Below are 23557 nucleotides of genomic sequence, written 5' to 3'. Positions count from 1 at the left end.
CTGGGCGGAATGAACACGGGAGCGGTTAGTGACCTTGCGGGTCGCGGTGGACTTCGGGACATCGAGTACCTGTGTCGTGGCGTCGATCAACGGCCGCGAACCGCAGGTCGTGGTGGTCGACGGGCAGCCGTTGATGTCCTCGGCGGTCTACGCCGCCCCGGACGGCACGCTGTTCGTCGGCCAGGAGGCCGAGCGGCAAGCGGCCGTCGACCCCTCCCGGTTCGAGCCGAACCCGAAGCGGCGCGTCGACGAGGGTGAGCTGCTGCTCGGCGACACCGTGCTGCGCGTGCTCGACGCGGTCAACGCGGTGCTCCGCCGGGCGGTCGACGAGGCGCGGCGGGTGGCCGGTGGTGCCGAGGTCGGCCTGCTGGTGCTGACGCACCCCGCGGACTGGGGAGCGATCCGCACGCGGCTTCTGCGGCAAGCAGCCGGTCGGCTGGCGCACGAGGTGGCGCTGGTGCCGGAACCGGTGGCCGCCGCGGTGTTCCACGCCTCGACCTTCGCCGCGACGGAAGTCAACCAGGAGCGCACGGTCGAGTTCAGCGGCCGTCCCGGAGAAACGATCGCCGTGCTCGATCTCGGCGGCGGGACCGTGGACGTGAGCGTGGTCCGGCGGATGCCGCGAGGCCCGGCCGATCGGCGCGGTGGGTTCCAGGTGCTGGCGACGCGAGGTGACCCCAGTTTCGGGGGCGCCGATGTCGACCAGGCGCTGCTGGAGCACGTCGGCGGACTGGTGGCGGGCTCGGATCCGGCCGCCTGGCGGCAGCTGGTCGAGGGCCGTGAGCTGGTAGATCGCCGCCGTCGGCGGGTTTTGCGGCAAGATGTGCGTGGCGCCAAGGAGACGCTTTCGCGGCACACGTACACCGATGTGCCGATGCCTCCACCCTTCGCCGACGCGCACGTCACGCGGGAGGACTTGGAGAAGCTGATCGCCGCGCCGCTGGGGCGCGCGGTCGAACTCACCGCGGCGGCGATCGACGAGGCCGGGCTGCGGCCGACGCAGCTGACCGCGATCTTCCTGGTGGGCGGCTCGAGCCGGATCCCGATGGTTTCGCGGCTGGTGCACGAGCGGACCGGCGTGGTGCCGACGACCCTGGACCAGCCGGAGACGGTGGTCGCACGGGGCGCACTGCGGGCGGTCCTGATCGACCCGGACCGAACCGGCGCCCTGCCCGGCGCGACCCCGATGCGCTCGCCAGCCGCCCCTCGCCCACTCGGCGAACAACGCACCGAAATCGTCCGCCCAGGCGACCGCCCCCGCCCGCACACTTCTGCGGGCAAAAGCCGGGGAGGGGGGCCTGGGCCTGGGCATTTGCCGCCGGGGCGGGTGCCGCAGCCGGTGCACCCGTCGCCGCCGTACGGGCAGCCGGTGGTGCCGCCGCCGGGCGAACCGGCACCGCGCGCGAAGTGGAAGCGCAGGTTCCCGTGGCTGATCGGCGGCGTGCTGCTGCTCGTCGTCGCGTTGGTGGCCACGCTGCTCCTGATCGACCGGGGCGAGGACGGCCGCACGATCGCGCAGTACAACTACCAGTTCGTGGCGCCGTCCGACTGGACGCAGACCGGGGGCGTGGTCGAGGAGCGCAAGGTCGAACTGCACCCGAGCGAGGCGCAGTCCGGCCTGGACCTGGTGGTCGTGCAGGAGTACTCGAACAACTACGACGCCTCCGCCGACCCGGACCGCCTGATCGGCGAACTCGAGTCCGCGGTGCGGGCCCGCTCGGCCGAATACCCCACCTTCGAACCCCGACATGCTTTTGCGGGCAAAAGCATCATCCACTATCGGCAGCTCAAGACGGATGGGGTGCGTACCTGGTTCGTCGACTGGTACGTGGAGGCGAAGGGGCAGGTGCGCATCCACGTCGGCTGCCAGTACGCGGACAGCTTCCAGGACCGCGTCCGGCCCGCCTGCGAGCAGATCGTGCGCACCCTCGTGCTGACCAACCCGCTCCCGGGGCGCTGAGCCGTGGAGGACAACGCCGCGGCGCGCTTCCGGGCCACTGTGCAGAACGCCGTCACCCACTCGGAGCGGGTCGCCGGGGAGGCGAAGGCGCGCAGCGACCGCCACCGGGCCGAGAGCGCCGCGCTCGCCCAGCAGTTCCGGGCCCGGCGGCTGGCCGGTGCCGACCCCACGCCGACGAGTCCGGCCCTGCGCGCGGCGGCCAACGGCTTTCGCGTTCGCAACGCTCTTCCGGTCGAAAATCTGCCTTCGGCCGCGGAATTGGTTCCAATTCGCAAGAGGGAACGGCCGAAGCCGGCTCGGCTATCTGACGAGGACGAAGACTTTTCGCAAGAGCGAATCATGCGAAGGGTGGACGGAACCCGTCCGGGAGAGTCGCGAAAGTGAGTCAAAACCCTTGTGTGCCAAGGGATTGACGCAATCCTGCCGGTCATCGGAAGTTCCCGGTTCCCACCGGTTCCCAGATCCTGCGTTAACGCAAGCAACTACTTCGGAACAGATGGCGACAGGGGGAACCAACCATGGCAAGGTCTGCGTCGTAGGTCCGTACAAACAAACAAGCTTGGTACGGACATCCAGCAACGAAGGGGGCCACCAACATGGCTGGCAGTGGTTACACCGGAGATCCGATTCTGTTCGCTGAGGCGCACAAGAACGTCTCGCAGACCAAGGCGGACATGGACTCCAACCTGTCCACGCTGAAGGCGAACATCGAGGAGACCCGCGCGGGCTGGCAGGGCGAGGCCGCCACGGTCTTCAACCAGGTCATGGAAGCCTTCGACGAGAAGTCCCGCAAGATCAACGAGGCGCTCCAGAACATCGCCGACATGCTGCAGCAGTCCGGTGTCAAGTACGACACCCAGGACACCGAGGTCAAGGAGCAGGTCTCCACGCTCGGCGCCATCCTCAACGGCTGATTCAGTTCTCGGAAATCCACAGACTTTTACAACGGAGGGTAAGAAATGTCGATTGTCGTTAATTACGAGACGATCAACAAGGCGGCCGAGGACTGCACGGCGACCGGCGGCGAGCTCGAGGCGCGCTTCGAGGAGCTCAAGTCGCAGCTGGCCCCGCTGGTCGACAGCTGGACCGGTGACGCCATGGAGGCGTGGAACCAGCGCCAGGACGAGTGGAACCGCTCGCTCGATGAGATGAAGTCGCTGCTGGCCCGTATCGCCACCGCGCTGCCGCAGATCGCTGACGGCTACCAGCAGACCGACAAGGGCGTCGGCAACATGTTCGGCTGAGCTCGTCTCGCAGCAAGGGCCCCGACTCCGGTCGGGGCCCTTTACGTTTTGTCCACAGTGGCTACTTGGGGGCGCCGACCTCGAACTCGGGCTTGTCGTTGAGCACCCGGATGGTCACCTTCTTCGGCTGCCCCGCCACCTTCACGTCGCAGTCGAAGGTGTGGCCTGTCTTGATCTCCTGCCCGTCCGGGCACTGCGCGTTCTGCACGTCCTGCTCGCCGTAGCTGTCCTTGAGCACCGTGGTGATGCCGCTCTGGACCGACGTGGGATCGAGCACGTCGCCGCTGAACAGCCCGCCGAACCAGGCGGCCGCGCCGCCCGCGGCGAGCACCAGCACCGCGACGCCGCCGATGATCAGCGGCTTCTTCTTCGACTTCTTCTTCTCGCCGCCGTCGCCGAAGGCGCCCAGTCCGCCGTACTGGCTCGAAGACGGCTGGAATCCGCCGCCGTACTGATTTTGTTGCTGCTCCTGTACGGGCGGCTGCTGCTGCGGGTAGCCCTGTCCCCACTGCGGCTGCGCCTGCTGCGGGCCGCTCTGGGAATAACCTGGCTGCTGCTGGTAGCCGCCGCCGTGCTGCGGGGGCTGCTGCTGCGGCCACTGGCCCTGCTGCGCCCACTGCTGACCGCTCGCGGGATCCGGCTGCTGCCCCCATTGCTGACTGGTGGACGGGTCCGGTTGCTGGCCCCACTGTTGACTGGCGGACGGATCGGGTTGCTGGCCCCACTGTTGAGAGCTGGCCGGGTCTGGCTGCTGGCCCCACTGTTGGGTGCCGGACGGGTCCGGCTGCTGCTGCGGTGCGCCGGGCTGCCACCACTGCCCCGGCTGGTTCGGCGGCTGGGTCATGAGCGGTCACCTCGCGCGGTGGTCGTCCTGTTGCTGGTCATCGGCCCTGGATTTCCGCGCGCCTGCGGTTGAAGTCGTCGACGGCGTTCTGGTCCGGTAGCGCGGTCACCTGCGCGGCATCGGGGATCGCGGGGATGTCCTTCTCCGTCGCGCCTTCGGTGATCTGGAAGAGGTAGGCGATGTCGAGTTTGGCGTCGTTCCCGCTTTTCGTCTTGCCCGAGAAAGTGCCGTTCATTTCGATCTTCGAGGCGGTGTTCTGCGGGGTCAGCGTGATTTTCGTGGCGATGATCGTGTTCATCATCTCGTCGGTGAACTTCGCGATCAGATCTTCCGGGAAGAGCTCGATCTTGAATTCCACGAAGGTGCGCAAGGTGATGTCCACGGCGAGCTCGACGCTGCCGTCCGGCAGCCGTTTCGCCGATTTCGCCGCCTTGTTCTCCTTGGTCGACTTGACCATCGCGTTGACCATTTTGCACGGCGTCAGGTACATGCCCGTGGCGCACGCGCCGATCTCGCCGACGGCGAATTCGCGCGGCATCGAGACCCACGGAGTCGGCGCCAGACCGGCGTACATCGGCCCGAGGAGCGTGTAGTTCGTCGTGCCGGTCGCCGGGTAGAGGGCGTCGGTGTAGTCGTTGAGGTCGACCGTCGAGTGGTTGCGCACCAGCTCCGCCGGCGGGCTGCCCACCTGGACGGTGCTGATCTGCACGTCGAGGCCCTCGCCGTTGACGTGGAAGACCTTGTCCAAAGTGGCCTTGCGCGGCTTCATCGCCTGGAAGTCGTCGTGCAGCTTCTCCAGGGTGTCGGTGAACTTGGCGCTGACGTAGCCCGCGGCCTCGTCGCCGTCGGGAATGGCCGTGCCCGCGCGGCCCTGGGCGCAGCCGGCGAGCAGCAGCAAGCTCACGGCCACCGCCGCGGCTCTGCGCGCCTTTCCCTGCATCGGTCGTTCCCCCTCAGTTGCCCTGGATCTCGCCCATCCGGTCGTAGAAGTCGTTGACCTCGGCTTCCGTCTTGAGCGCGGTGATCTCCGCCTCGGCGGGCACCTCGGGCAGATCGCGCTCCGCGGGCTCGCCTTGGTGCTGGTAGTGCATGCGGATCTCGACCTCGTGCCCGTCCTTGGCGATCTTGGCGTTCATCTGGATCGCCTTGATCGTGCCCTGTGCGTCGATGGTGAGCTTGGTCGGGATGGGTTCGTCCTGCATGGACTCGCTCATCCGGTCGATCAGGTTCTGCGGGAAGACGATGACGCGGTGCTTGAGGAACAGGCGCAGGGTGATGTCGGCGTTGAGCTCGACGGTGCCGTCGTCCAGGCGCTTGGCGCTCTTCGCGGCCCGCGCCTTCGGGCTCTGGGTGGCCTCGGTCACCGCGCTGACCATCTTGCAGACGTCCTGCTGGCCGCCCCAGAAGCACTCGTCGTACTGGTCGCCGTTGTAGGGCATCGACACCCACGGGGTCGGCGCGAGGCTGGCGTAGACCGGGCCCAGCCGCAGGTACTCCACGTCGCTGCCGGCCGGGTGGAACGAGTCCAGGTACTCGTCCGGGTTCTCCTTCGACCGGTTCGTGGACAGCCGGGCGGGTGGCTTGCCGAGCTGGATGCCGGTGATGGTCGACTCGGAGTCCTTGTCGTCGACCCTGGCGAAGCGGTCCAGGGTGCTCTTGCGCGGCCGGTCGCCGGTGAACTGGTCGCCGAGCTTGCCGAGCTGCTCGGCGAACTTCTCGCTGACGTAGGTGGCGGCGTCGTCACCGTCGGCGATGGCGGTCCCCGCCTTGCCCTGACCACACGCGGTGAGCACGAGTGCCGCGGCGGTCAGGAGGGCGGCCAGCCGTCGCGGGCGGGTGCCCCAGATCGAGCCGCTCACCTCGTTCACCCCCGGGGTCTTCGTGCGGTCCGTCGGTCGAGACACTAGTATCGAGCATGGCCGGACACCCCCACTTTCACCCTCTCCGAAGGCGGCGGGTATCTTCATATGTCGTTGTGCGCTGCGGCGCGTAAGCGCTAGGCCCGCACAGAACCCACACGCAATGTTGACGACGAGGTAGACCCTTGCCCACGTACAGCCCCAAGCCCGGCGACGTCACTCGTGCCTGGCACGTGATCGACGCCGAGGATGTCGTGCTCGGCCGGCTCGCGACCGAGGTCGCCACGCTGCTGCGCGGCAAGCACAAGCCGACCTTCGCTCCCCACGTGGACACCGGTGACTTCGTCATCATCGTCAACGCCGAGAAGGTCGCGCTCACCGGAAACAAGCGCGAGCAGAAGTTCGCGTACCGCCACAGCGGCTACCCCGGTGGCCTGCGGAAGCGGTCCTTCGGCGAACTGCTCGACACCAGGCCGGAACGCCTGCTCGAGAAGGTCGTGAAGGGCATGCTGCCGAAGAACAAGCTCGGCCGCGCCCAGGCGAAGAAGCTCAAGGTCTACGCAGGCCCTGAGCACCCGCACTCGGCGCAGCAGCCCCAGACGCGCGAGATCACCAAGATCGCGCAGGTCGCCCAGTGAGTGAGGAACAGTCTGTGACCAGCCCCGAGACCGAAGTCGTCGCCGACGACGAAGCGGCCACCGAGGCCTTCGCGACCAGCGAGACCCCGGCCGCTCCGAAGCCTTCGCGTGCCGCCGGCGGCAACGCGCAGACCGTCGGCCGCCGCAAGGAGGCGGTCGTCCGCGTCCGCCTCGTGCCCGGCACCGGTGAGTTCCGGCTGAACGGCCGCGCCCTCGAGGAGTACTTCCCGAACAAGGTGCACCAGCAGCTCATCCGTGAGCCGCTGGTGACCGTCGAGAAGCCCGACTCGTTCGACGTCTTCGCCCGGCTCCACGGCGGCGGCATCTCGGGCCAGGCCGGTGCGCTGCGCCTGGCGATCGCCCGTGCGCTCGTCGAGGTCGACGGTGACGACCGTCCGGTGCTGAAGAAGGCCGGCTTCCTCAAGCGCGACGCGCGTGCCGTCGAGCGGAAGAAGTACGGCCTGAAGAAGGCCCGCAAGGCGCCGCAGTACAGCAAGCGCTGATCTGCCCCTCGGGCAGCGAAGCAACCCACGGAAGCGCTCATCCGTCTCATCCGGGTGGGCGCTTTCGTGTTGTCCGGAGCCCTACCGGCCCGCCGGTTTCAGCGGGCAAAAGCAGGCCCCGGCTTTTGCGGGCAAATGCATGTCGCGGCCCGCGCGGCGGGTGAATCCCCAGGTCCAGTACGGTGTCGGGGTTGTTCGTCCAAGGAGGATCGATGGCTCGCCTATTCGGCACCGACGGGGTTCGCGGCCTCGCCAACGCTGAGCTCACTCCCGAACTCGCGATGTCGCTCGCGGCCAGCGCAGCCAGGGTGCTCGCCGCGCACGACCACTCGCACCGGCCGGTCGCCGTGGTCGGCCGTGACCCCCGCGCCAGTGGCGAGATGCTGGAGGCCGCTGTCGTGGCCGGCCTCGCTTCCGCCGGCGCCGACGTGCGCCGCCTCGGCGTGCTCCCGACGCCCGCGGTCGCCTACCTGGTCGGCGCGCTGGGCGCGGACCTCGGCGTGATGATCTCCGCCTCGCACAATCCCATGCCGGACAACGGCATCAAGCTCTTCGCCGCGGGCGGGCACAAGCTCCCCGACGGTCTCGAGGACGAGATCGAGGCCGGGCTCGACAACGGCGCCGTCCGTCCCACCGGCGCCCAGGTCGGCCGGGTCACCGACGTCGACGACGCGCTCAACCGCTACGTCCAGCACCTCCTGACCGCCACCCCGCACTCGCTCGCCGGCGTGCGCGTGGTCGTCGACTGCGCGAACGGCGCCGCCTCGATCGCCGCGCCCGAGGTCTACCGCAAGGCGGGCGCCGAGGTCATCGCGCTCTACGCCGAGCCGGACGGCCTCAACATCAACCACGACTGCGGCTCCACCCACATGGCCAGGGTCAGCGCCGCGGTGCGCGAGCACAAAGCCGATCTGGGCATCGCCCACGACGGTGACGCCGACCGCTGCCTCGCCGTGGACGCCGACGGCGAACTGGTCGACGGCGACCAGATCATGGCGGTGCTCGCACTGGCCATGGCGGAGTCCGGCGAGCTGACCGACCGGACCCTCGTCGCCACCGTGATGAGCAACCTCGGCCTGCACCTGGCCATGCGCGAACACGGAGTCGCCCTCCGCACCACCGGCGTCGGCGACCGGTACGTGCTCGAGGAGCTGCGCGCCGGCGGGTTCGCGCTCGGCGGCGAGCAGTCGGGGCACGTGGTGCTCCCCGCGCACGCCACCACGGGTGACGGCCTGCTGACCGCTCTGCGCCTGATGAGCCGCATGGCCGCGACCGGCAAGTCGCTGGCCGACCTCGCCGGCGTGATGCGGCGGCTGCCGCAGGTGCTGATCAACGTGCGGGTGGCTGACAAGGCCGCTGTCGCCCAGTCCGACGCGGTGCGCAAAGCGGTCGACGCCGTCGAAGCCGAACTGGGTGACGAAGGTCGCGTCCTGCTCCGCCCGTCGGGCACCGAGCAGCTGGTGCGCGTGATGGTCGAGGCCGCCGCGCAGGAAACCGCCCAGGCCGCCGCCGATCGTCTCGCCGGAGTCGTCTCCACCGCCTCCTGAGCTCCACCCCGCAAAACGGTCAACTTGCTGCACCACGGTCACCGGCCCGGTACATTCCGTGTGCGTACGCGGTGCTCACGTATGAGGGGGAGCTGTGCCAGAGGGTGGTTACCGGGCCGATGCGGACGCGATGGCGGTGGCGCAGACGCGGCTGAAGGAGCAGGTCGGCAAACCGGCGGCGCAAGCCGAGCGGATCATGCCGCCGAAGCTCAAGCCGGGGGAGTTCGGTCGCATTCACGTGCACCACTTCGACACCTACAACGCGGGCGTCGAGCAGTTGGCGGCCGCGTTGAAAGGGCTGACGGCCGAATTGACCGCGCTCGCCGGTGGTATCGGTGCGGCCGGGCAGAGCTACGCCGGTGCGGATCAGGCGAATGCCGCGCGGGTGAACCAGCAGGCCGGGTACTGATGACCGAAACCGATGGCCAGCTGATCGACAGCCCGTACGTTTCCGAGTCGACCAAGAAGCAATTGGTCCAGGCCGCCACCAATCCGCTGAACTCGATGGTCGGCGGGGAGGATTACGAGACCGTCCGCAAGCGGGCGGTCAGTGAAATGAACAACGGGCTGAAGACCGAGGAAATCACGGCCAAGCACCACAGCGAGCTTTCCGCGCAGCAACCGCCGGGCCCCAACGGCAGTGGAGTGGCGAAGTCCGATGAGGTGCTGGATCTGGCCAAGCCCGCCCTCGACTTCTTCTCCACCTGGATCGACCGGGTCTGGAACAACGTGCCCGGTGCCAGCCGGCTCGAGTACCTGCCCGAGGTGTGGGACCGCTTCCACCAGAACCGGGACATCGACTTCCGCAAGCTGACCGACGAGGCCGAAGAGTTCACCAGAACGCGGGACGTGGTCGAGCAGACCATGGAGGCCGCCAAGTCCGAACTCAATACGCTGTTCGGTGATTGGGAAGGCGCCGGTGCAGCGGCCGCGCGGACGAAATACCAGGAAGGCATCGTCCCGGATGCGCAGAAGCTGCTCGATCAACTCGAGGGTGCGGCGAAACTCATTCCGGAGACCGCTGCCGCGATCTACCAAACGCTGAAGCAACAGGTCGACGAAGTGCTGTTGCTGCACAAACCGACCATCGCCGGCGCGGACGTGGAAACCGCTACGAAGCTCGCCAGGGTCGCGCCGGGCGGGTCGGACAGCAATGAAGACGACCTGCTGGCCGCGGCGCGCTTCTTCGATCGTCAATACGGCACCGAATTCGAATTCGGGCTCAACGATCTCAGCGTCACCGCCCCGCTCATCATGGAGGCGCTGCCCCAGCACTGCGAAGTCTGGCTGCATTCCTTCAAGGACGAATTCGCCGCGCTTTTCGAGTCGTTCAAGAACCTTTGCGACCAGACGAACAAGACGGTGGACGGCCAGTGGCACACGCTCGTGGAGTTCATGAGCGACTTCACCAACGAGTTCACCGACGCCGCCGCTGCGCCCGCGCCACAGACCGCGCCGCAGCAGTCGGGGCCGCTCCCGGGTGGGGCCGGACCGGCGATGACCGGGGGCGGGCCGCCCGCCATGCCCGCCGGCGGCACGGGTGGCGCGCCGTCGATGCCCGCACCGCCGCCGCCCGCCGCGCCCCCGATGCCGGCCGCGCCGGAAACCGCGACCGCGCCGGAAACAGCGGCCGTGCCCGCGGAGGAGCCGGAGAAGAACCCGGTGACCGGCGGGGAGCTGGAACTCGATCCGGAGACCGGCGAGGCGTACCCGATCGACCCGCTCACCGGTGAAGCGGTGAAGGAGGCCGCCGGACCCGCGCTGACCGTGGAGAAGGGCGACAGCAAGCTTTCCTTCTCCGAGCCGGACGCCGACGGGAAGATGGCGATCACGGTCGAAGGTCCGTCGGGCGAGCCGAAGGACTTCCAGCTCGCCTTCGACGGGGAAGACACCGAAGACGAGACCCTCCGCCCTGGTGAGGACGGCAGGATCCAGTTCGAAGACGGCGCGCTGAAGATCACCGCCGAGCGCCCGGACGGCCCGGGCGGCCCGACGCTGGTCGAGGTGGACGACGGTTCCGGTGAGCCGACCAAGTACGTGCTCGGCGAGCAGGTCGGAGAAGCCGCACCGCAGAGCTCGCAGTGGATCGAGCCCGAGGCGGACACCGGACAGTCGACCTCGGCACAGTCGGTCGGCTCCGGTGACTTCCTGTCCAGCGGTGCCGCCGCGGTCGGCCTCGGTGCGCCGGCGCCCGACAGCGGTCTCGGCGACACCACCGCCTCCGCTCCCGGCGCGGCTCCGAGCGGCATCGGCCTCGGCTCGACGCCGGGTGGTGCCACGGCCCAGTCGAATCCGCCGTCGTCGCAGGACCCGGCGGTGGCAGGCATGGGCATGATGGGTGGCATGGGCGGCGGTGCCGGCGGCGGCAACTCCGGCGACACCGAGCGTGCGCCCAACCAGTACCGCCACTCCGGCAGTCTGTTCGACACACCGGCACCGGCGAACCGCATCAGCGGCACGCTGGACGACGAGGACGACGGCCTGATCGGCTTCGGGCGTTGAGCGGGAGGACCCGATGAGCGTCGAAGATCGGCTCCGCGCCAGCAGAGCGGCGTTGTCGGCCTTGTCGCGGGAGCGGGAAGAGCAGCGTGCCCTGCGTGAACAGCGGTTGGTGACCGCGCAGGCGAAAGCCGCGGCGGCGCTCGGCGCGCAGCTGGCCGAGATGAAGGAAAACCTGCGTGAGCAGGTGGAACTCAAGCGCCGGGAGGAGAAGGCCGGCGGCTGGGCGACCTCGTCGACGCTCTCGGACGGCAGCGAGAAGGACGACGACTACGAGTTCCTGCAGTTCGACGAGTCGAAGCCGCCCGCGCAGGCCTGGACGCCTCCGCCCGCAGCGCCTCCTGCGGCTCCGGCGCCGCCTCGGCGGCGGGCTGCTGCCGCCGACGACGATGAGGACTTCGCCGAGCACAAGTGGTGGGCGGGTTGAGCGGTGCGCCGGAGCGGCCACTGATCCAGTACCTGCTGGACCGGAGCGAGTCGGCGGAAGTCGCGTTCACCTACCTCGACTGCACCGGCGGGCGTGACGCGGAGCCCCGGGACCTGACCTGGGCCGAACTGACGCGGCAGGTGCGGGCCGTCGCGTCCCGGCTCCGGCAGGTCGCGGCGCCCGGGGACCGTGTCGCGCTGGTCGTGCCGCAGGACCTGAACTACGTGGTCGGCTTCCTGGCCGCCCTGTACGCCGGCGTGGTCGCCGTCCCGCTTTTCGCCCCCGAAGTCCGGTCGCACCGGCGGCGCCTGATCAGCGCCCTCGACGACTGCCAGGCACGGGTGTGGCTCACCTCCCGCTCGGCCTTCGACAAGGTCACCGAGTTCACCACCTCCACCCCCGTCACCCCACCTGACCAGCTCCTCTGCATCGACGACCTGCTTTTGCCCGCAGAAGACGCGGGGCTGCTTTTGCCCGCGGAAGGCGGCGAGCGGGTGGCGTACCTGCAGTACACGTCGGGGTCGACGCGGGAGCCCGCCGGCGCGGTGATCACGCACCGGGCGCTGACCGCGAGCGCCTGGCAGGTCGCCGGCGCCTACCAGGTGGACAACCGCACCACCTGCGCCGGCTGGATCCCGTTCTTCCACGACATGGGGCTCATCCAGCTGATGTGCGTGCCGGTGTTCACCGGCGCCCGGTCGGTGTTCCTGCAGCCGCTGGAGTTCATCCGCCGCCCGGTCCGCTGGTTGCGCCAGCTGTCCGACTACCCGGACGTCTTCACCGCCGCCCCCAACTTCGCCTTCGACCACGTCATCAGCGCCGTCCCTGCTTTTGCCCGCAAAAGCTTCGACCTGGGGAAAGTGCGGGTGGCGCTCAACGGGAGCGAGCCGATCCGCCCGGCCACGGTGCGGGCGTTCGCCGAGGCCTTCGCGCCCTGCGGCTTCCGTCCCGAGGCGCATCGGCCTTCGTACGGGCTCGCCGAGGCGACGGTCTACGTCTCCAGCGCGGGTGACGAAGGTCCCACGATCACCACCTTCGACCGCGACGCGCTCGCGGCCGGTGCGGCCGTCCCCGCGGAGACCGGCACCGAGCTGGTTTCGGTCGGCCGTCCCTTCGGCCAGGAGGTGCGGATCGCCGACACCGAGACCGGCGAGACCTGCCCCGATGGCCGCATGGGCGAGATCCAGGCGCGCGGTCCCCACCTCGCCCAGGGCTACTGGCGGCAACCGGAACGCTCCGCCGAAACCTTCGCCGACGGCTGGCTGCGCACCGGTGACCTGGGCCTGGTCCACGACGGGCAGCTCTACATCACCGGCCGGATCAAGGACCTGATCATCGTCGACGGCCGCAACCTCTACCCGCAGGACATCGAGGAGACCGTCGCCGACGCGCACCCGGCCATCCGCCGCGATCGCGTCGCCGCCTTCGGGATCGCCGACGAGCGGGGTGAGGGCGTGGTCGTGCTGGCCGAGCCGGTGCGGGACCAGCCGGTGGACTTTCCCCAGGTCAGCAAGGCTGTGCGCGCCGCCGTTTCCGCCCAGCACGAGGTCACGCTCCGCGATTTCCAGCTTTTGCCCGCAGAAGATGGCGGGGTGCCGCGGACGTCCAGTGGGAAGGTGGCGCGTTCGGCCGCGAAAGCGCGGTATGAGGCACGATGACCTGGTGACCACCGACGACGCCAGCCAGTACCACGCCCAGGTCAAGCAGTTGGTCTGCGACTCGTTCCACCTCTCCCCGGACGCGCTCGACGAGACCACGCCCTTCGACGAACTCGGCCTCGATTCGAAGCAGCGGGTCCAGCTGCTCGCCACCCTCGAAGTCTTCTTCGAAGTCACCATCGACCTCGACGAACGCGACCGCCTGACCGACGTCGCCGCCACGGCCGGGTTACTCGCCGACGCGCTGCGTGCCAAAGCAGCCACCCCCGGTTCCGGCCAGTGACGCGTTCGGGTATGCAAACAGCCGAATCCTGTGCGTCCGGTCGGCCGCTTGAGTACATTCTGTGTGCATCTGCGACGGCACCGATCGCCGTCGGCGTGCGTCACAGTTCCTGACCAGGACACCTCAACAAGGGGGAGCTGACCGGTGGGTGGGCACAAGGTCGATGCCGACGCGATGGCGTCCGCCTCGAAGAAGATGACCGAGTTCGCGGAGGACGTGACCGACGGCACCAAGGAGCTGGAGAAGTCCAAGATCACCGCGAAGCAGTTCGGCGAGGCCCACGGCACGCACGCGGAGATCTACACGACCTCCATCGCCACGCTGTCGGCCGCGGTGAAGGGGTACACCACGGCGCTGAACGGGTTCGCCGCGAACATCGCCGCCGGTGGCCAGTCCTACACCGCCAACGACCAGTCCCAGTCGGGCGCGATGAACCAAGCCGGGAGCAACTGATGGCCAAGTCGTGGAACGAGGTCAAGGCCGTACTCGACGACCCGGCCGTCTCCCCGGAGAAGAAGCAGGCGCTGCTCCAGTCCTGGACCAACAGCAGTGAAGAGGCCTGGCCGGACGACGACGCCAAGCGCGACGAGATCGGCAAGTACCAGGAGGCCTACAACGCCTACCCCTACGCCGGCGGACCCGGTTACGGCCAGCCCGGCGTCTACGGCAGCGACAAGCGCACCGACGAGCTGTACGACGAAGCCAAAAAAGAAGGCTCGGCGAACACCTACAACGAGCGCGAGCACCAGAAAACGGTCGACGCTGGCCGCACCGGGCTCGACAGCGCGCAGCCGCCGACCACCGGCGGCGGGGGCACGAAGACCTCCGACGAGCTGCTCAAGCAGGGTGAAGCCGCGCTGAAGGTGTTCGAGGACTTCGGGCCGCTGCTCGGCAAGATCCCGGACGACTGCCGCGGCCGCACCCGCCCGCTCGACATCAACGCCGACATCAAGAAGCGCTACAACGAGCAAAAGGGCATCAACTTCGCGGAGTTCCTGACCGACTCCTCGGACTTCACCACCGCCGCCGGTCAGGTCCGCCAGGCGCTCAAGGACACGCGCGGCCAGCTCGACGGGCTCTCCGACAGCTGGACCGGGCCCGCCGCCGACAAGGCGAACGAGCACTACAACGAGAAGATCAACACCCCCGGCGACGAGCTGGTCGGCTTCCTCGAAGGCTCCGCCGCCGCCACCTCGACCGCGGTGGACGTGGTCTACCGCCTGGTCAAGGGCAAGGTCGACGCGGTCATCGACATGTACACCACGCAGGTCGGCAAGGCCGACCTCGACATGGCGACCTCCGTGGTCAACCTCGCGAACGGCTCCGCCGCCGGCAAGGACGAGATGGAGAAGGTCGCCGGCTGGATGGACATCAACTTCGGCACGAACATGCGTGAGAAGTTGAACGACGACGGCTGCTGCGACGACGACGACATCAAGAACGAGGGCATCCGCCTCGCCAAGCAGTGGATCCAGAACCAGTTCAACGTCGAGATGTGGGATGGGCTCTGGACCAAGTTCGACAAGCTGTGCACCGACACCAAGGACTTCGTCGACGACGCCTACAGCGAGCTGACCACGGTGATGGGCAAGGCGGAGAACGAGTTCGCCAACGCCGCGAAGGAGAACCCGCCCCCGCCGCCGCCCAAGAAGACCGACCCCGGCGGTGGCGGTGACACCGGCGGCGGTGGCGGCGGTACCGGCGGAGGCGGAACCGGTGGCGGCGGTACCGGCAGCGGTGGTGGTGGCACCGGTGGTGGTGGCACGCCCGGCGCCGTCGAGCCGCCCGCGACCGACGACAAGGGCACCAACCCGATCACCGGCAAACCGCTCGAGACGGACCCGGAGACGGGCAAGCCGTACCCGATCGATCCGGAGACCGGCGAGGCGATCAAGGACGCCGGTGACGACGACGACACGATGACCGTCAAGCAGGGCGACAACGAGATCAAGATGTCAGAGCCGGGCAAGGACGGCAAGATGGATATCTCGATCGACGACGGCACCCCGCCGGCGAAGGACTACAAGCTGGACTTCGGCAACGGCGAGGTCGGGGCGGACGGCAAGCCGGTCGAAGGCGCCGGAGCGGGTGCCGACGGCGAGCAGGTCTACAAGCCCGGTCCCGACGGCAAGATCGTCATCGAGGACAACGGCGTCAAGATCACCGCAGAGCAGCCGCAGGGTCCGAAGGGCCCGACCGTGGTCACCGTCGACGACGGCAAAGGCGAGCCGGTCACCTACACCCTCGGCGCGGACAACAAGCCGGGCGGGAAGGACGCGCTCAACGGCCTCGACGACACCGACCCGACCGGGGGCGCCGGCAAGCCGGACCAGCTGGGTTCCGCGATCGGCGGCGGTGGCGGCACGGTCGAGGGCGACGACGGCTTCAGCGCGCCCGGTGACCTCGACCTGCCCGAAGACGCCGAAACCATGCCGGCCACCGATGGTGGCGCCGGAGGTGCGGGCGCCGGCGGTGGCGGGGCCGGTGGGGACAGCGGCGGTTCCGGTGGCAGTGGTGGCAGCGCGGGTGCGGTCAGCGGCAGCGCCGGTGGCGACCTGGGCAACACCGGTTCGCTGTCCGCGGGTGCGCAGGTCGGGGCCGCTTCGCCGGAGCCGGCGGCAGCCGCGGGCCTCGGTTCGGCACCGGGGGGTGCCGGTGTCGGTGCTGCCGCGCCGGCGGCCGCGGGCGCGGCCGGGGGTGCCGGTGGCATGGGCATGATGGGCGGCATGGGGGCCATGGGCGGTGGTGGCGGCGGCGGTGGTGGCCAGAGCGGTGACCAGGAACGCCAGTCGAGCCAGTACCGCGTCGCGGGCAACATCTTCGAGACCAGTGGTGCGGGTGGTCGGATCAGTGGTTCCCTGGACGAGGAAGGCGAACGCTCCATCCGGTACGACCGGTGAGCGAGCGCGCGTGAGGAGTGGGGATGAGCATCACTGACGAAGTGGCGCGGATGCGGGAGAGGCTGGAAGGCCTCGTCCGGGAGCAGGCCGATCGTCGCGCGCTGCGTGACCGCCAGGCGGACGAAGCCAAGGCGAAGGCCCAGGACTACATGACCAAGCAGGTCCAGGCGGCCGAGCGGTACGTCGACCACCGGCGTGAGCTGGGGCGGCGGGAGAAGGAAGCCGGCGGCTGGGCGACGGAGAAGACGCTCGCCGACAAGAGCAACGTCATGGGCTTCGGGGGGGTCGACGACGAGGATGGTCCCGGCTTTACCGGGCACAACCTCGCGACCGCGCCGCCGGTGACCAGGCCCGAGCCGCAGCCGGCCGGGGCATGGCAGGCGCCGCCGGTGGCTCCGCCCGTCCCCGAACCGGTGGCGGTGGCCGAACCGGCTGCCGCTCCGGCGCCCGCGCCTCGCCGGGCGGGCAGGCACGCACGCCGGGAAGAGTCGTTCGACGACGACGATTTCTCGAACAACAGCTGGATGAAGTAGCCCCGTCGGCTTTAGCCCGCAAAAGCGCCCGACCCCTGCTGGGGCCGGGCGCTGCTGCGTTTTCGGGGTTCCGGGGCCGCATCAGGCGTCGGCGAGTTCGAGCGAGTCGTCGGCCGCGATCGTGGCGTTCTTCACGTCGGCCTCGAGCAGCGGGCGGTACCTGTCGGTGCCGGTGAGGTGGGTCAGGAAGAAGGCCGCGAGCAGGGCGCGGACCACGCGCTGGGTGCCGCGGTGGGGCTTGCCGTGCAGCAACAGACCGCTCCAGTGCTTGCCCTCGGTGATGCCCAGGTGGGAGGACTTGCCGAGGTAGCGCAGCTGGGCCGGGCCCTGCCAGGCCTTGGCGATGGCTTCGGCGTGGCCGACGGGCGGGGCGACCAGGTCGCCGTCCGCGGCGAGGTGCAGCGACGGCACGGTGAGCCGGCGCGCGACCTCGGTGGCGGACGGGATCGTCTGGGCCGCGTTCACCGTGGCCACCGCCTTGACGTCGGATTCCGCGGCCGAAAGCACGGCCGCGCCGCCGCCGGTGGAGTGCCCCGCCAGGCCGAGCTTGGCGGGGTCGACGCTGATGCCGTCGGGGCCGAGGCGGACCTTGGTGACCAGCTCGAGCGTGGTGCGCAGGTCGGTGGCGAACAGCCGGTGCGACGGCAGCGGGCCACGCTGGGTGGCCGGCGCCGCGGCGACGATGCCCCAGCTCGCGAGGTGGCGGAGCAGCTCGCGGTAGCGGGTCGGCGGCTGGAGCCAGCCGTGCCCGAAGGCGATCGCGGGCAGGCCGAGCCCGGCGCGCGGGGTGAAGACCACGCCGGGCACGCCGACCAATCCCAGGTTGCCCCGCAGCACTTCGTGCGGACCTGGGTGGGACAGCTCTTCGAGCAGGTGCTTGGGCTTCGAAGCCATGCCGGGAGCCTACTGCCCACACCCCCACCCAGCCCGGCGACGTGGCCCGCTTCCGCGGGCAAAAGCAGGCCGGGCTGTTTTAGCCCGCAGAAGTCACCCGGGCTGCATCTGCCCGCGAAAGTCGCCCGACCTGCTTTTCCCCGCAGAAGTCATCTGGGGCGCTCTATGCTGCGGAAGCCGCCCGGACTGCTTCGGCTGCGGAAGCCGCCTGTCGTGCTTTTGCCCGCAGAAGTCGGCTGACTCGCCTCTGCCTGCGGAGCCGCCCGCCTGCATTTGCCCGCAGAAGCAAACGAGCCTGCGTTTGCCTGCGGAAGTGTCCTGGCCTGCTTTTGCCCGCAGAAGCATGCGGGGTGGTTGGGCTGTGCCGGGCGAGGGGGCTGAGGGTGCGTGGTTACCCTGAGGGGCGTGTGCGGAATCGTGGGATATGTCGGTCATCGGCAGGCGCTGGACGTAGTGCTCGGCGGGCTCCGGAGGATGGAGTACCGCGGATACGACTCGGCGGGCGTCGCCGTGCTCGATGGTGAGGGTGCGCTGAACGTCGAGCGCAAGGCCGGTCGCCTGGCCAACCTGGAAGCCCAGCTCGACGCCACCGGGCGCGAGGCGTTCGCGGGCACCGCGGGCATGGGTCACACCCGCTGGGCCACCCACGGCCCGCCGGTCGACCGCAACTCCCACCCGCACCGCGACGTCAGCGGCAAGGTCGCCGTCGTCCACAACGGCATCATCGAGAACTTCGCCTCCCTGCGCGCCGAGCTGGAGGCCGACGACGTCGAGCTGACCAGCGACACCGACACCGAGTCCGCGGCGCACCTGATCTCCCGCGCCTACACCAACGGCGACACCGCCGGTGACTTCGCGGCCAGCGTCCGCTCGGTCTGCCGCCGCCTCGAGGGCGCCTTCACCCTGGTGGTCACGCACGCCGACCAGCCGGACACGGTCGTCGCCGCGCGTCGTTCGTCGCCGCTGGTCGTGGGCGTCGGCGAGGGTGAAACCTTCGTCGCCTCGGACGTCGCCGCGTTCATCGAGCACACCCGCGAAGCCGTGGAGCTGGGCCAGGACCAGGTCGTGGTGATCAACCGCGAGGGCTACGAGGTCACCGACTTCGACGGCGAACCCGCCCAGGCCAAGCCGTTCACCGTGGACTGGGATCTGTCGGCCGCGGAAAAGGGCGGCCACGAGTACTTCATGCTCAAGGAGATCGAGGAGCAGCCCGAGGCGCTGGCGAACACGCTGCGCGGGCACTTCGACAACGGCCGCATCGTGCTCGATGAGCAGCGACTGTCCGATCAGGACCTCCGCGACGTCGACAAGGTCTTCGTGATCGCCTGCGGCTCGGCCTACCACTCCGGCCTGGTCGCCAAGTACGCCATCGAGCACTGGACCCGCCTGCCGGTCGAGGTCGAGCTGGCCAGTGAGTTCCGCTACCGCGACCCGGTGCTCGACCGCGACACCCTGGTCGTCGCGGTCTCGCAGTCCGGTGAGACGGCCGACACGCTCGAAGCCGTCCGCCACGCCCGTGAGCAGAAGGCCCGGGTCCTGGCGGTCTGCAACACCAACGGCGCCCAGATCCCGCGTGAGTCCGACGCGGTGCTCTACACGCACGCCGGTCCGGAGATCGGTGTCGCCTCGACCAAGGCCTTCCTCGCGCAGATCGCCGCGAACTACCTGGTCGGCCTGGCGCTGGCGCAGGCGCGCGGCACCAAGTACCCGGACGAGGTCGCCCGCGAGTTCGCCGAGCTGGAAGCGATGCCCGCCGCGGTGCAGAAGGTTCTGTCCACTGTGGATCAGGTGCGCGCGCTGGGCCGGGACCTCGCCGAGTCGAAGGCGGTGCTCTTCCTGGGCAGGCACGTCGGCTTCCCGGTGGCGCTGGAGGGTGCGCTCAAGCTGAAGGAACTGGCGTACATGCACGCCGAGGGCTTCGCGGCGGGCGAGCTGAAGCACGGTCCGATCGCGCTCATCGAGGAGGGGCTCCCGGTGGTCGTGGTGATGCCGTCGCCGAAGGGGCGCGCGGTGCTGCACGCCAAGCTGGTCTCGAACATCAGCGAGATCCAGGCGCGGGGTGCGCGCACGATCGTGATCGCTGAAGAGGGTGACGAGACGGTGCGCCCGTTCGCCGACGAGCTGGTGGAGATCCCGGCGGTACCGACGCTGCTGCAGCCGCTGGTCTCGACCGTGCCGCTGCAGGTGCTGGCTGCGGAGATCGCGCGCAGCCGCGGGTACGACGTCGACAAGCCGCGTAATCTGGCGAAGTCCGTCACCGTGGAGTAGTTCGGGAGCACCGCGTGCTGGGAATCTGGACCACTGACCGGATTCGGGCGGCCGAGGAGAAGCTGCTGGCCGTCACGCCCGAGGGCGCGCTGATGCACAAGGCGGCGTTCGGCGTCGCGGTGCACGCCGCGCAGATGCTTGCCGAGCACGTCGGGCGGGTGTCCGGAACCCGGGTGACGCTGCTGGTCGGGGCCGGGAACAACGGTGGCGACGCCTTGTGGGCCGGTGCTTTCCTGCGCAAGCGCGGTGTGCGGGTGACCGCGGTGCTGCTGAAGCCGGAGCGCGCGCACGAGGCTGGTCTGGCTGCGTTGCGGCGTGCGCGAGGACGGGTTGTCACTGCCGAGGACGGTCGGCCGTCGATCGAGCAGGCGGACCTGGTCATCGACGGAATCGTGGGGTTGTCGGCGCGCGGCCCGTTGCGCTCGGACGCCGCGGCGCTGGTGGAGCGCGTGAGCGCGCCGGTGCTGGCGGTCGACCTGCCGAGCGGCGTCGATCCGGACACCGGTGCCGTCGATGGTCCGGCGGTCCGTGCCACGCGCACGGTCACCTTCGGCGCCCGGAAACCGGTCCACGTGCTCAATCCAGGCTTCTGCGGGCAGATACATCTTGTCGACATCGGACTGGCCGGACAGCTGGGCGAACCGGACCTGATCCAGCTCGGGGTCGCTGACGTGGCGGCGGCCTGGCCGGTGCCGGGGCCGGAGGACGACAAGTACACCCAGGGCGTCACCGGCATCGCCGCCGGCTCGGCGACCTACCCGGGGGCGGCGGTGCTGGCCACCGGGTCGGCGGTGCTGGCGACCTCGGGCATGGTCCGGTACGCCGGATCGGCGGCGGACGTGGTGCGGGCGGACTGGCCGGAGGTGATCGGCACTGGTTCGGTGACCGACGCCGGGCGCGTGCAGTCCTGGGTGGCCGGGCCGGGCATGGGCACCGGGAACGAGGGCCGCGCGACGCTGCGGCACGTGCTCGAGCAGGGCGTCCCGGTCTGCGCCGACGCCGACGCGATCACGCTGATCGCGAAGTTCCCGGACCTGCTGGACGCGCGGGACCCGGACACGCCGCTGGTGCTGACGCCGCACGCCGGGGAGTTCGAGCGGCTCACCGGGGCGGCGCCGGGTGCGGACCGGGCGGCGGCCGCGCGCGCGGCCGCGCGACGGTTCGATGCCGTGGTGCTGCTCAAGGGGCACAGCACCGTGGTCGCCGCGCCGGACGGACGGACCCTGGTGAACGTCGCGAACGGTTCGTGGCTGGCGACGGCCGGGTCCGGTGACGTGCTCTCGGGGCTCATCGGCGCGTTGCTCGCGGCCGGTCTCGACCCCTGGCTGGCGGCCGGTGCGGCCGCGCACGTGCACGGGTTGGCCGCGCACCTGGCCGCCGATGGCGTGCCGGTCCCCGCTTCGAAGATCCAGGCGGCGATCCCGGCCGCCATCCGCGCCGTTCTCACCTACACCCCCCGCTGACCAGCACGTTCATCTTCTGCGGGCAAAAGCATCCCCGCCGTTTTCGGGTGTCCGTTATGCCCGGAGATGCATTTGCCCGCAGAAGCGTGGTGGGGGAGTTATCGCGTTTTGTGTTAACTGTGGGGGTGATTTCTGGTAGGAATGGGTCCGGTTGACGGCATGGCGGGAGCGAGCATGAAGAAGATCCCCCGGACCATGAAGGTCTCCGTGTTGCGCGGCGTGGGGGAGGTGGCGGTCGAGGAGCGGCCCGTGCCTGAACCGGGGCCGCGCGAGGTGCTCATCCGGGTCACGGCCGTCGGCGCCTGCGGCTCGGACGTGCACTACTACGAACACGGCCGCATCGGTGACTTCGTGGTGCGCGCACCACTGGTCCTCGGCCACGAACCAGCCGGTGTGGTGGTCGGCAGGGGTTCGGAAGCGCGAGCACACGAGATCGGGCAGCGCGTCGCGCTCGAACCCGGCGTGCCGTGTTCGACCTGTGAGCAGTGCACGATCGGCCAGTACAACTTGTGCCCGCAAATGCGTTTCTTCGGCACCCCGCCGGTCGACGGAGCCTTCGCCGAGTACGTCGTGCTGCGCGAGGACTTCGCCTACGCAGTCCCGGACGAACTGTCGGACGAAGCCGCGGGCCTGCTCGAACCGCTGTCGGTGGGCGTCTGGTCGTGCCGCAAGGCGTCGGTCGGGCCGGGTGCGCGCGTGCTGATCACCGGTGCCGGGCCCATTGGGCTGGTCGCCACGCAGACCGCGCGGGCCTTCGGCGCCACGGAGATCGTGGTCACCGACATCAACCCCACACGACTCGCGCTCGCCGGCGAACTCGGCGCCACGTCGACCATCGACGTGTCCGAAGAGGACTTGGCGGACTCCGCCTTCGAGCCGGACGTGCTGCTGGAGTGCTCCGGCGCGCCCCGGGCGATCAGCGCGGCGATCCGCAAGGTGGGCCGGGCCGGGCGCGTGGTGCTGATCGGCATGGGTGGCGACGAGATCCCGCTGCCGCTGGCCCACGTGCAGGCCAACGAACTGGAGGTCACCGGCACCTTCCGGTACGCCAACACCTGGCCGACCGCCATCGCGCTGGCCGCCGGTGGGGACGTCGACCTCGACCGACTGGTCACCCACCGGTTCGGCCTGGCGGAAGTCGAGCGGGCACTCACCATCGCGAAAACCGATCCCGGCGTGATCAAACCCGTGGTGCTGCCGCAGGTGGCGCATGCCTAAGACCCGCCCTTCGGACGCCGTCGTCGAGCAACGGCGGCAGGACGTGCTGCGTCGCGTGATCGAACTCGGCGAGGTGCGCATCGATGACCTGACCGAGCGGTTCGGCGTGAGCCTGATGACCATGCACCGCGATCTCGACGACCTCGCCGACCGCCGCCTGCTGCGCAAACTTCGCGGCAAGGTCGAGGCGTATCCGGCGCTGACCATGGAAACCGCGACCCGCTTCCGCGAGGGGCTCAACCCCGCGCTGAAGGAACGGCTGGCCGAATCGGCGATCAACGAAGTGCGCCCCGGCCAGACGGTGTTCGTCGACGACTCGACCACGTTGTTCCCGCTGATGCGCCGGATGGCGGCCATCCCACCGCTGGTGGTGATCACGAACTCGATCAGCGCGATCGGCATTTTCGGGCCCGCCGAAGGGATCGAGCTGATCGTGATCGGTGGCCGGTACAACGCCGAGTTCGAGTCGTGCATCGGGCCGGACGCGCTCGCCGCGCTCGACCGCATGCGCGCCGACCTCAGCTTCGTCTCGGTGACCGCGGTGGCGGGCGGGCGGCTGTACCACCCCGTGCAGGACTACGGGGAGCTGAAGCGGGCCGCGCTCGGCATGGCCAACCGGAACGTGGTGGTCGCGGACCACTCGAAGTTCGGGAAGACCGCGACCTACGTCCACGGTGACGTCTCCGCCTACGACCTGGTGATCACCGACGACGGCACGCCGGCCGACGAGGTCGAGGCGATGCGGGAACTGGGCGTGGCGGTCGAGCTGGTGCACGCCGACGGTGAGGACTCAGGCAGGCGAGCTGTACAGCGATGAAG

At 69.6% G+C, this 23557-nt stretch carries 23 protein-coding genes; 19 read left to right on the top strand and 4 right to left on the bottom strand.

The window, feature by feature from the left end:
- Window positions 1-28 precede the first annotated feature (28 nt).
- From L3Q67_RS07110 to L3Q67_RS07095, 4 genes are all read left to right on the top strand, one after another.
- Window positions 29-1960, top strand: a complete 1932-nt coding sequence (locus L3Q67_RS07110) for a type VII secretion-associated protein (protein WP_499188781.1) — start codon at window positions 29-31, stop codon at window positions 1958-1960.
- Between the two features lie 3 nt (window positions 1961-1963).
- Entirely contained in the window at window positions 1964-2344 is a 381-nt protein-coding gene (locus L3Q67_RS07105) for a hypothetical protein (protein ID WP_499188780.1), read from the top strand.
- A 212-nt stretch (window positions 2345-2556) separates the two neighbouring features.
- The gene (locus L3Q67_RS07100; RefSeq protein WP_499188779.1) at window positions 2557-2874 is read left to right on the top strand and encodes a WXG100 family type VII secretion target; all 318 of its coding nucleotides are present in this window, start codon (window positions 2557-2559) and stop codon (window positions 2872-2874) included.
- A gap of 45 nt (window positions 2875-2919) precedes the next feature.
- On the top strand, window positions 2920-3204 hold the full coding sequence (locus tag L3Q67_RS07095) for a WXG100 family type VII secretion target (protein ID WP_499188778.1): 285 nt from the start codon (window positions 2920-2922) through the stop codon (window positions 3202-3204).
- 61 nt (window positions 3205-3265) lie between these two features.
- On the opposite strand, the gene L3Q67_RS07090 is transcribed toward L3Q67_RS07095, so the two are convergent.
- Genes L3Q67_RS07090 through L3Q67_RS07080 form a run of 3 tightly spaced genes read right to left on the bottom strand, consistent with a single transcriptional unit; the run spans window position 3266 to window position 5952 of the window.
- Window positions 3266-4048 (bottom strand): DUF4333 domain-containing protein, encoded by a 783-nt coding sequence (locus L3Q67_RS07090; RefSeq protein ID WP_499188777.1) that lies wholly within the window; start codon window positions 4046-4048, stop codon window positions 3266-3268.
- 37 nt (window positions 4049-4085) lie between these two features.
- The gene (locus tag L3Q67_RS07085) at window positions 4086-4988 is read right to left on the bottom strand and encodes a hypothetical protein (RefSeq protein ID WP_499188776.1); all 903 of its coding nucleotides are present in this window, start codon (window positions 4986-4988) and stop codon (window positions 4086-4088) included.
- Window positions 4989-5001: 13 nt separating this feature from the next.
- Window positions 5002-5952 carry a hypothetical protein gene (locus tag L3Q67_RS07080; protein WP_499188775.1) on the bottom strand — a complete coding sequence of 317 codons (951 nt, stop codon included), beginning with the start codon at window positions 5950-5952 and terminating at the stop codon, window positions 5002-5004.
- Window positions 5953-6092: 140 nt separating this feature from the next.
- On the opposite strand from L3Q67_RS07080, the gene rplM reads away from it, so the two are divergent.
- From rplM to L3Q67_RS07025, 11 genes are all read left to right on the top strand, one after another.
- Window positions 6093-6545 carry a large ribosomal subunit protein uL13 gene (rplM, locus tag L3Q67_RS07075; protein ID WP_499188774.1) on the top strand — a complete coding sequence of 151 codons (453 nt, stop codon included), beginning with the start codon at window positions 6093-6095 and terminating at the stop codon, window positions 6543-6545.
- Window positions 6546-6559: 14 nt separating this feature from the next.
- The gene (gene rpsI / locus L3Q67_RS07070) at window positions 6560-7048 is read left to right on the top strand and encodes a 30S ribosomal protein S9 (RefSeq protein ID WP_499188773.1); all 489 of its coding nucleotides are present in this window, start codon (window positions 6560-6562) and stop codon (window positions 7046-7048) included.
- 212 nt (window positions 7049-7260) lie between these two features.
- Entirely contained in the window at window positions 7261-8595 is a 1335-nt protein-coding gene (glmM, locus tag L3Q67_RS07065) for a phosphoglucosamine mutase (protein WP_499188772.1), read from the top strand.
- Window positions 8596-8689: 94 nt separating this feature from the next.
- Complete coding sequence (locus tag L3Q67_RS07060; protein WP_499188771.1) at window positions 8690-9004, top strand: hypothetical protein; 315 nt, start codon at window positions 8690-8692, stop codon at window positions 9002-9004.
- Complete coding sequence (locus L3Q67_RS07055; protein WP_499188770.1) at window positions 9004-11097, top strand: WXG100 family type VII secretion target; 2094 nt, start codon at window positions 9004-9006, stop codon at window positions 11095-11097. Before L3Q67_RS07060 ends, L3Q67_RS07055 begins: the two co-directional genes overlap by 1 nt.
- A 13-nt stretch (window positions 11098-11110) precedes the next feature.
- Complete coding sequence (locus L3Q67_RS07050; RefSeq protein ID WP_499188769.1) at window positions 11111-11521, top strand: hypothetical protein; 411 nt, start codon at window positions 11111-11113, stop codon at window positions 11519-11521.
- Window positions 11509-13179 carry a fatty acyl-AMP ligase gene (locus tag L3Q67_RS07045; protein WP_499188768.1) on the top strand — a complete coding sequence of 557 codons (1671 nt, stop codon included), beginning with the start codon at window positions 11509-11511 and terminating at the stop codon, window positions 13177-13179. Before L3Q67_RS07050 ends, L3Q67_RS07045 begins: the two co-directional genes overlap by 13 nt.
- 4 nt (window positions 13180-13183) lie before the next feature.
- Window positions 13184-13462: an acyl carrier protein gene (locus L3Q67_RS07040; RefSeq protein ID WP_499188767.1), complete on the top strand. Its 279-nt coding sequence runs from the start codon at window positions 13184-13186 to the stop codon at window positions 13460-13462.
- 144 nt (window positions 13463-13606) lie between these two features.
- Window positions 13607-13915, top strand: coding sequence for a hypothetical protein (locus tag L3Q67_RS07035; protein WP_499188766.1), 309 nt, complete (start codon window positions 13607-13609; stop codon window positions 13913-13915).
- Window positions 13915-16362: a WXG100 family type VII secretion target gene (locus L3Q67_RS07030; protein WP_499188765.1), complete on the top strand. Its 2448-nt coding sequence runs from the start codon at window positions 13915-13917 to the stop codon at window positions 16360-16362. The genes L3Q67_RS07035 and L3Q67_RS07030 overlap by 1 nt, the downstream gene beginning before the upstream one ends.
- 23 nt (window positions 16363-16385) lie before the next feature.
- Entirely contained in the window at window positions 16386-16895 is a 510-nt protein-coding gene (locus tag L3Q67_RS07025; protein ID WP_499188764.1) for a hypothetical protein, read from the top strand.
- Between the two features lie 81 nt (window positions 16896-16976).
- On the opposite strand, the gene L3Q67_RS07020 is transcribed toward L3Q67_RS07025, so the two are convergent.
- A complete protein-coding gene (locus L3Q67_RS07020; RefSeq protein ID WP_499188763.1) occupies window positions 16977-17789 on the bottom strand; it encodes a dienelactone hydrolase family protein in 813 nt (270 codons plus the stop codon).
- Window positions 17790-18194: 405 nt separating this feature from the next.
- Between L3Q67_RS07020 and glmS the strand changes: the two genes are divergently transcribed.
- The 4 genes from glmS (at window position 18195) to L3Q67_RS07000 (ending at window position 23555) form a co-directional block, all read left to right on the top strand.
- Window positions 18195-20057 (top strand): glutamine--fructose-6-phosphate aminotransferase, encoded by a 1863-nt coding sequence (glmS, locus tag L3Q67_RS07015; RefSeq protein ID WP_499188762.1) that lies wholly within the window; start codon window positions 18195-18197, stop codon window positions 20055-20057.
- 14 nt (window positions 20058-20071) lie between these two features.
- Complete coding sequence (locus L3Q67_RS07010; RefSeq protein ID WP_499188761.1) at window positions 20072-21520, top strand: bifunctional ADP-dependent NAD(P)H-hydrate dehydratase/NAD(P)H-hydrate epimerase; 1449 nt, start codon at window positions 20072-20074, stop codon at window positions 21518-21520.
- Window positions 21521-21694: 174 nt separating this feature from the next.
- Entirely contained in the window at window positions 21695-22738 is a 1044-nt protein-coding gene (locus L3Q67_RS07005; RefSeq protein ID WP_499188760.1) for an NAD(P)-dependent alcohol dehydrogenase, read from the top strand.
- The gene (locus L3Q67_RS07000; RefSeq protein ID WP_499188759.1) at window positions 22731-23555 is read left to right on the top strand and encodes a DeoR/GlpR family DNA-binding transcription regulator; all 825 of its coding nucleotides are present in this window, start codon (window positions 22731-22733) and stop codon (window positions 23553-23555) included. Before L3Q67_RS07005 ends, L3Q67_RS07000 begins: the two co-directional genes overlap by 8 nt.
- Window positions 23556-23557 lie beyond the last annotated feature (2 nt).

Source organism: Saccharothrix sp. AJ9571, from assembly GCF_021725495.1.
Taxonomy (GTDB): domain Bacteria; phylum Actinomycetota; class Actinomycetes; order Mycobacteriales; family Pseudonocardiaceae; genus Amycolatopsis; species Amycolatopsis magusensis.
This window is presented reverse-complemented; position numbering and strand designations above follow the sequence as displayed.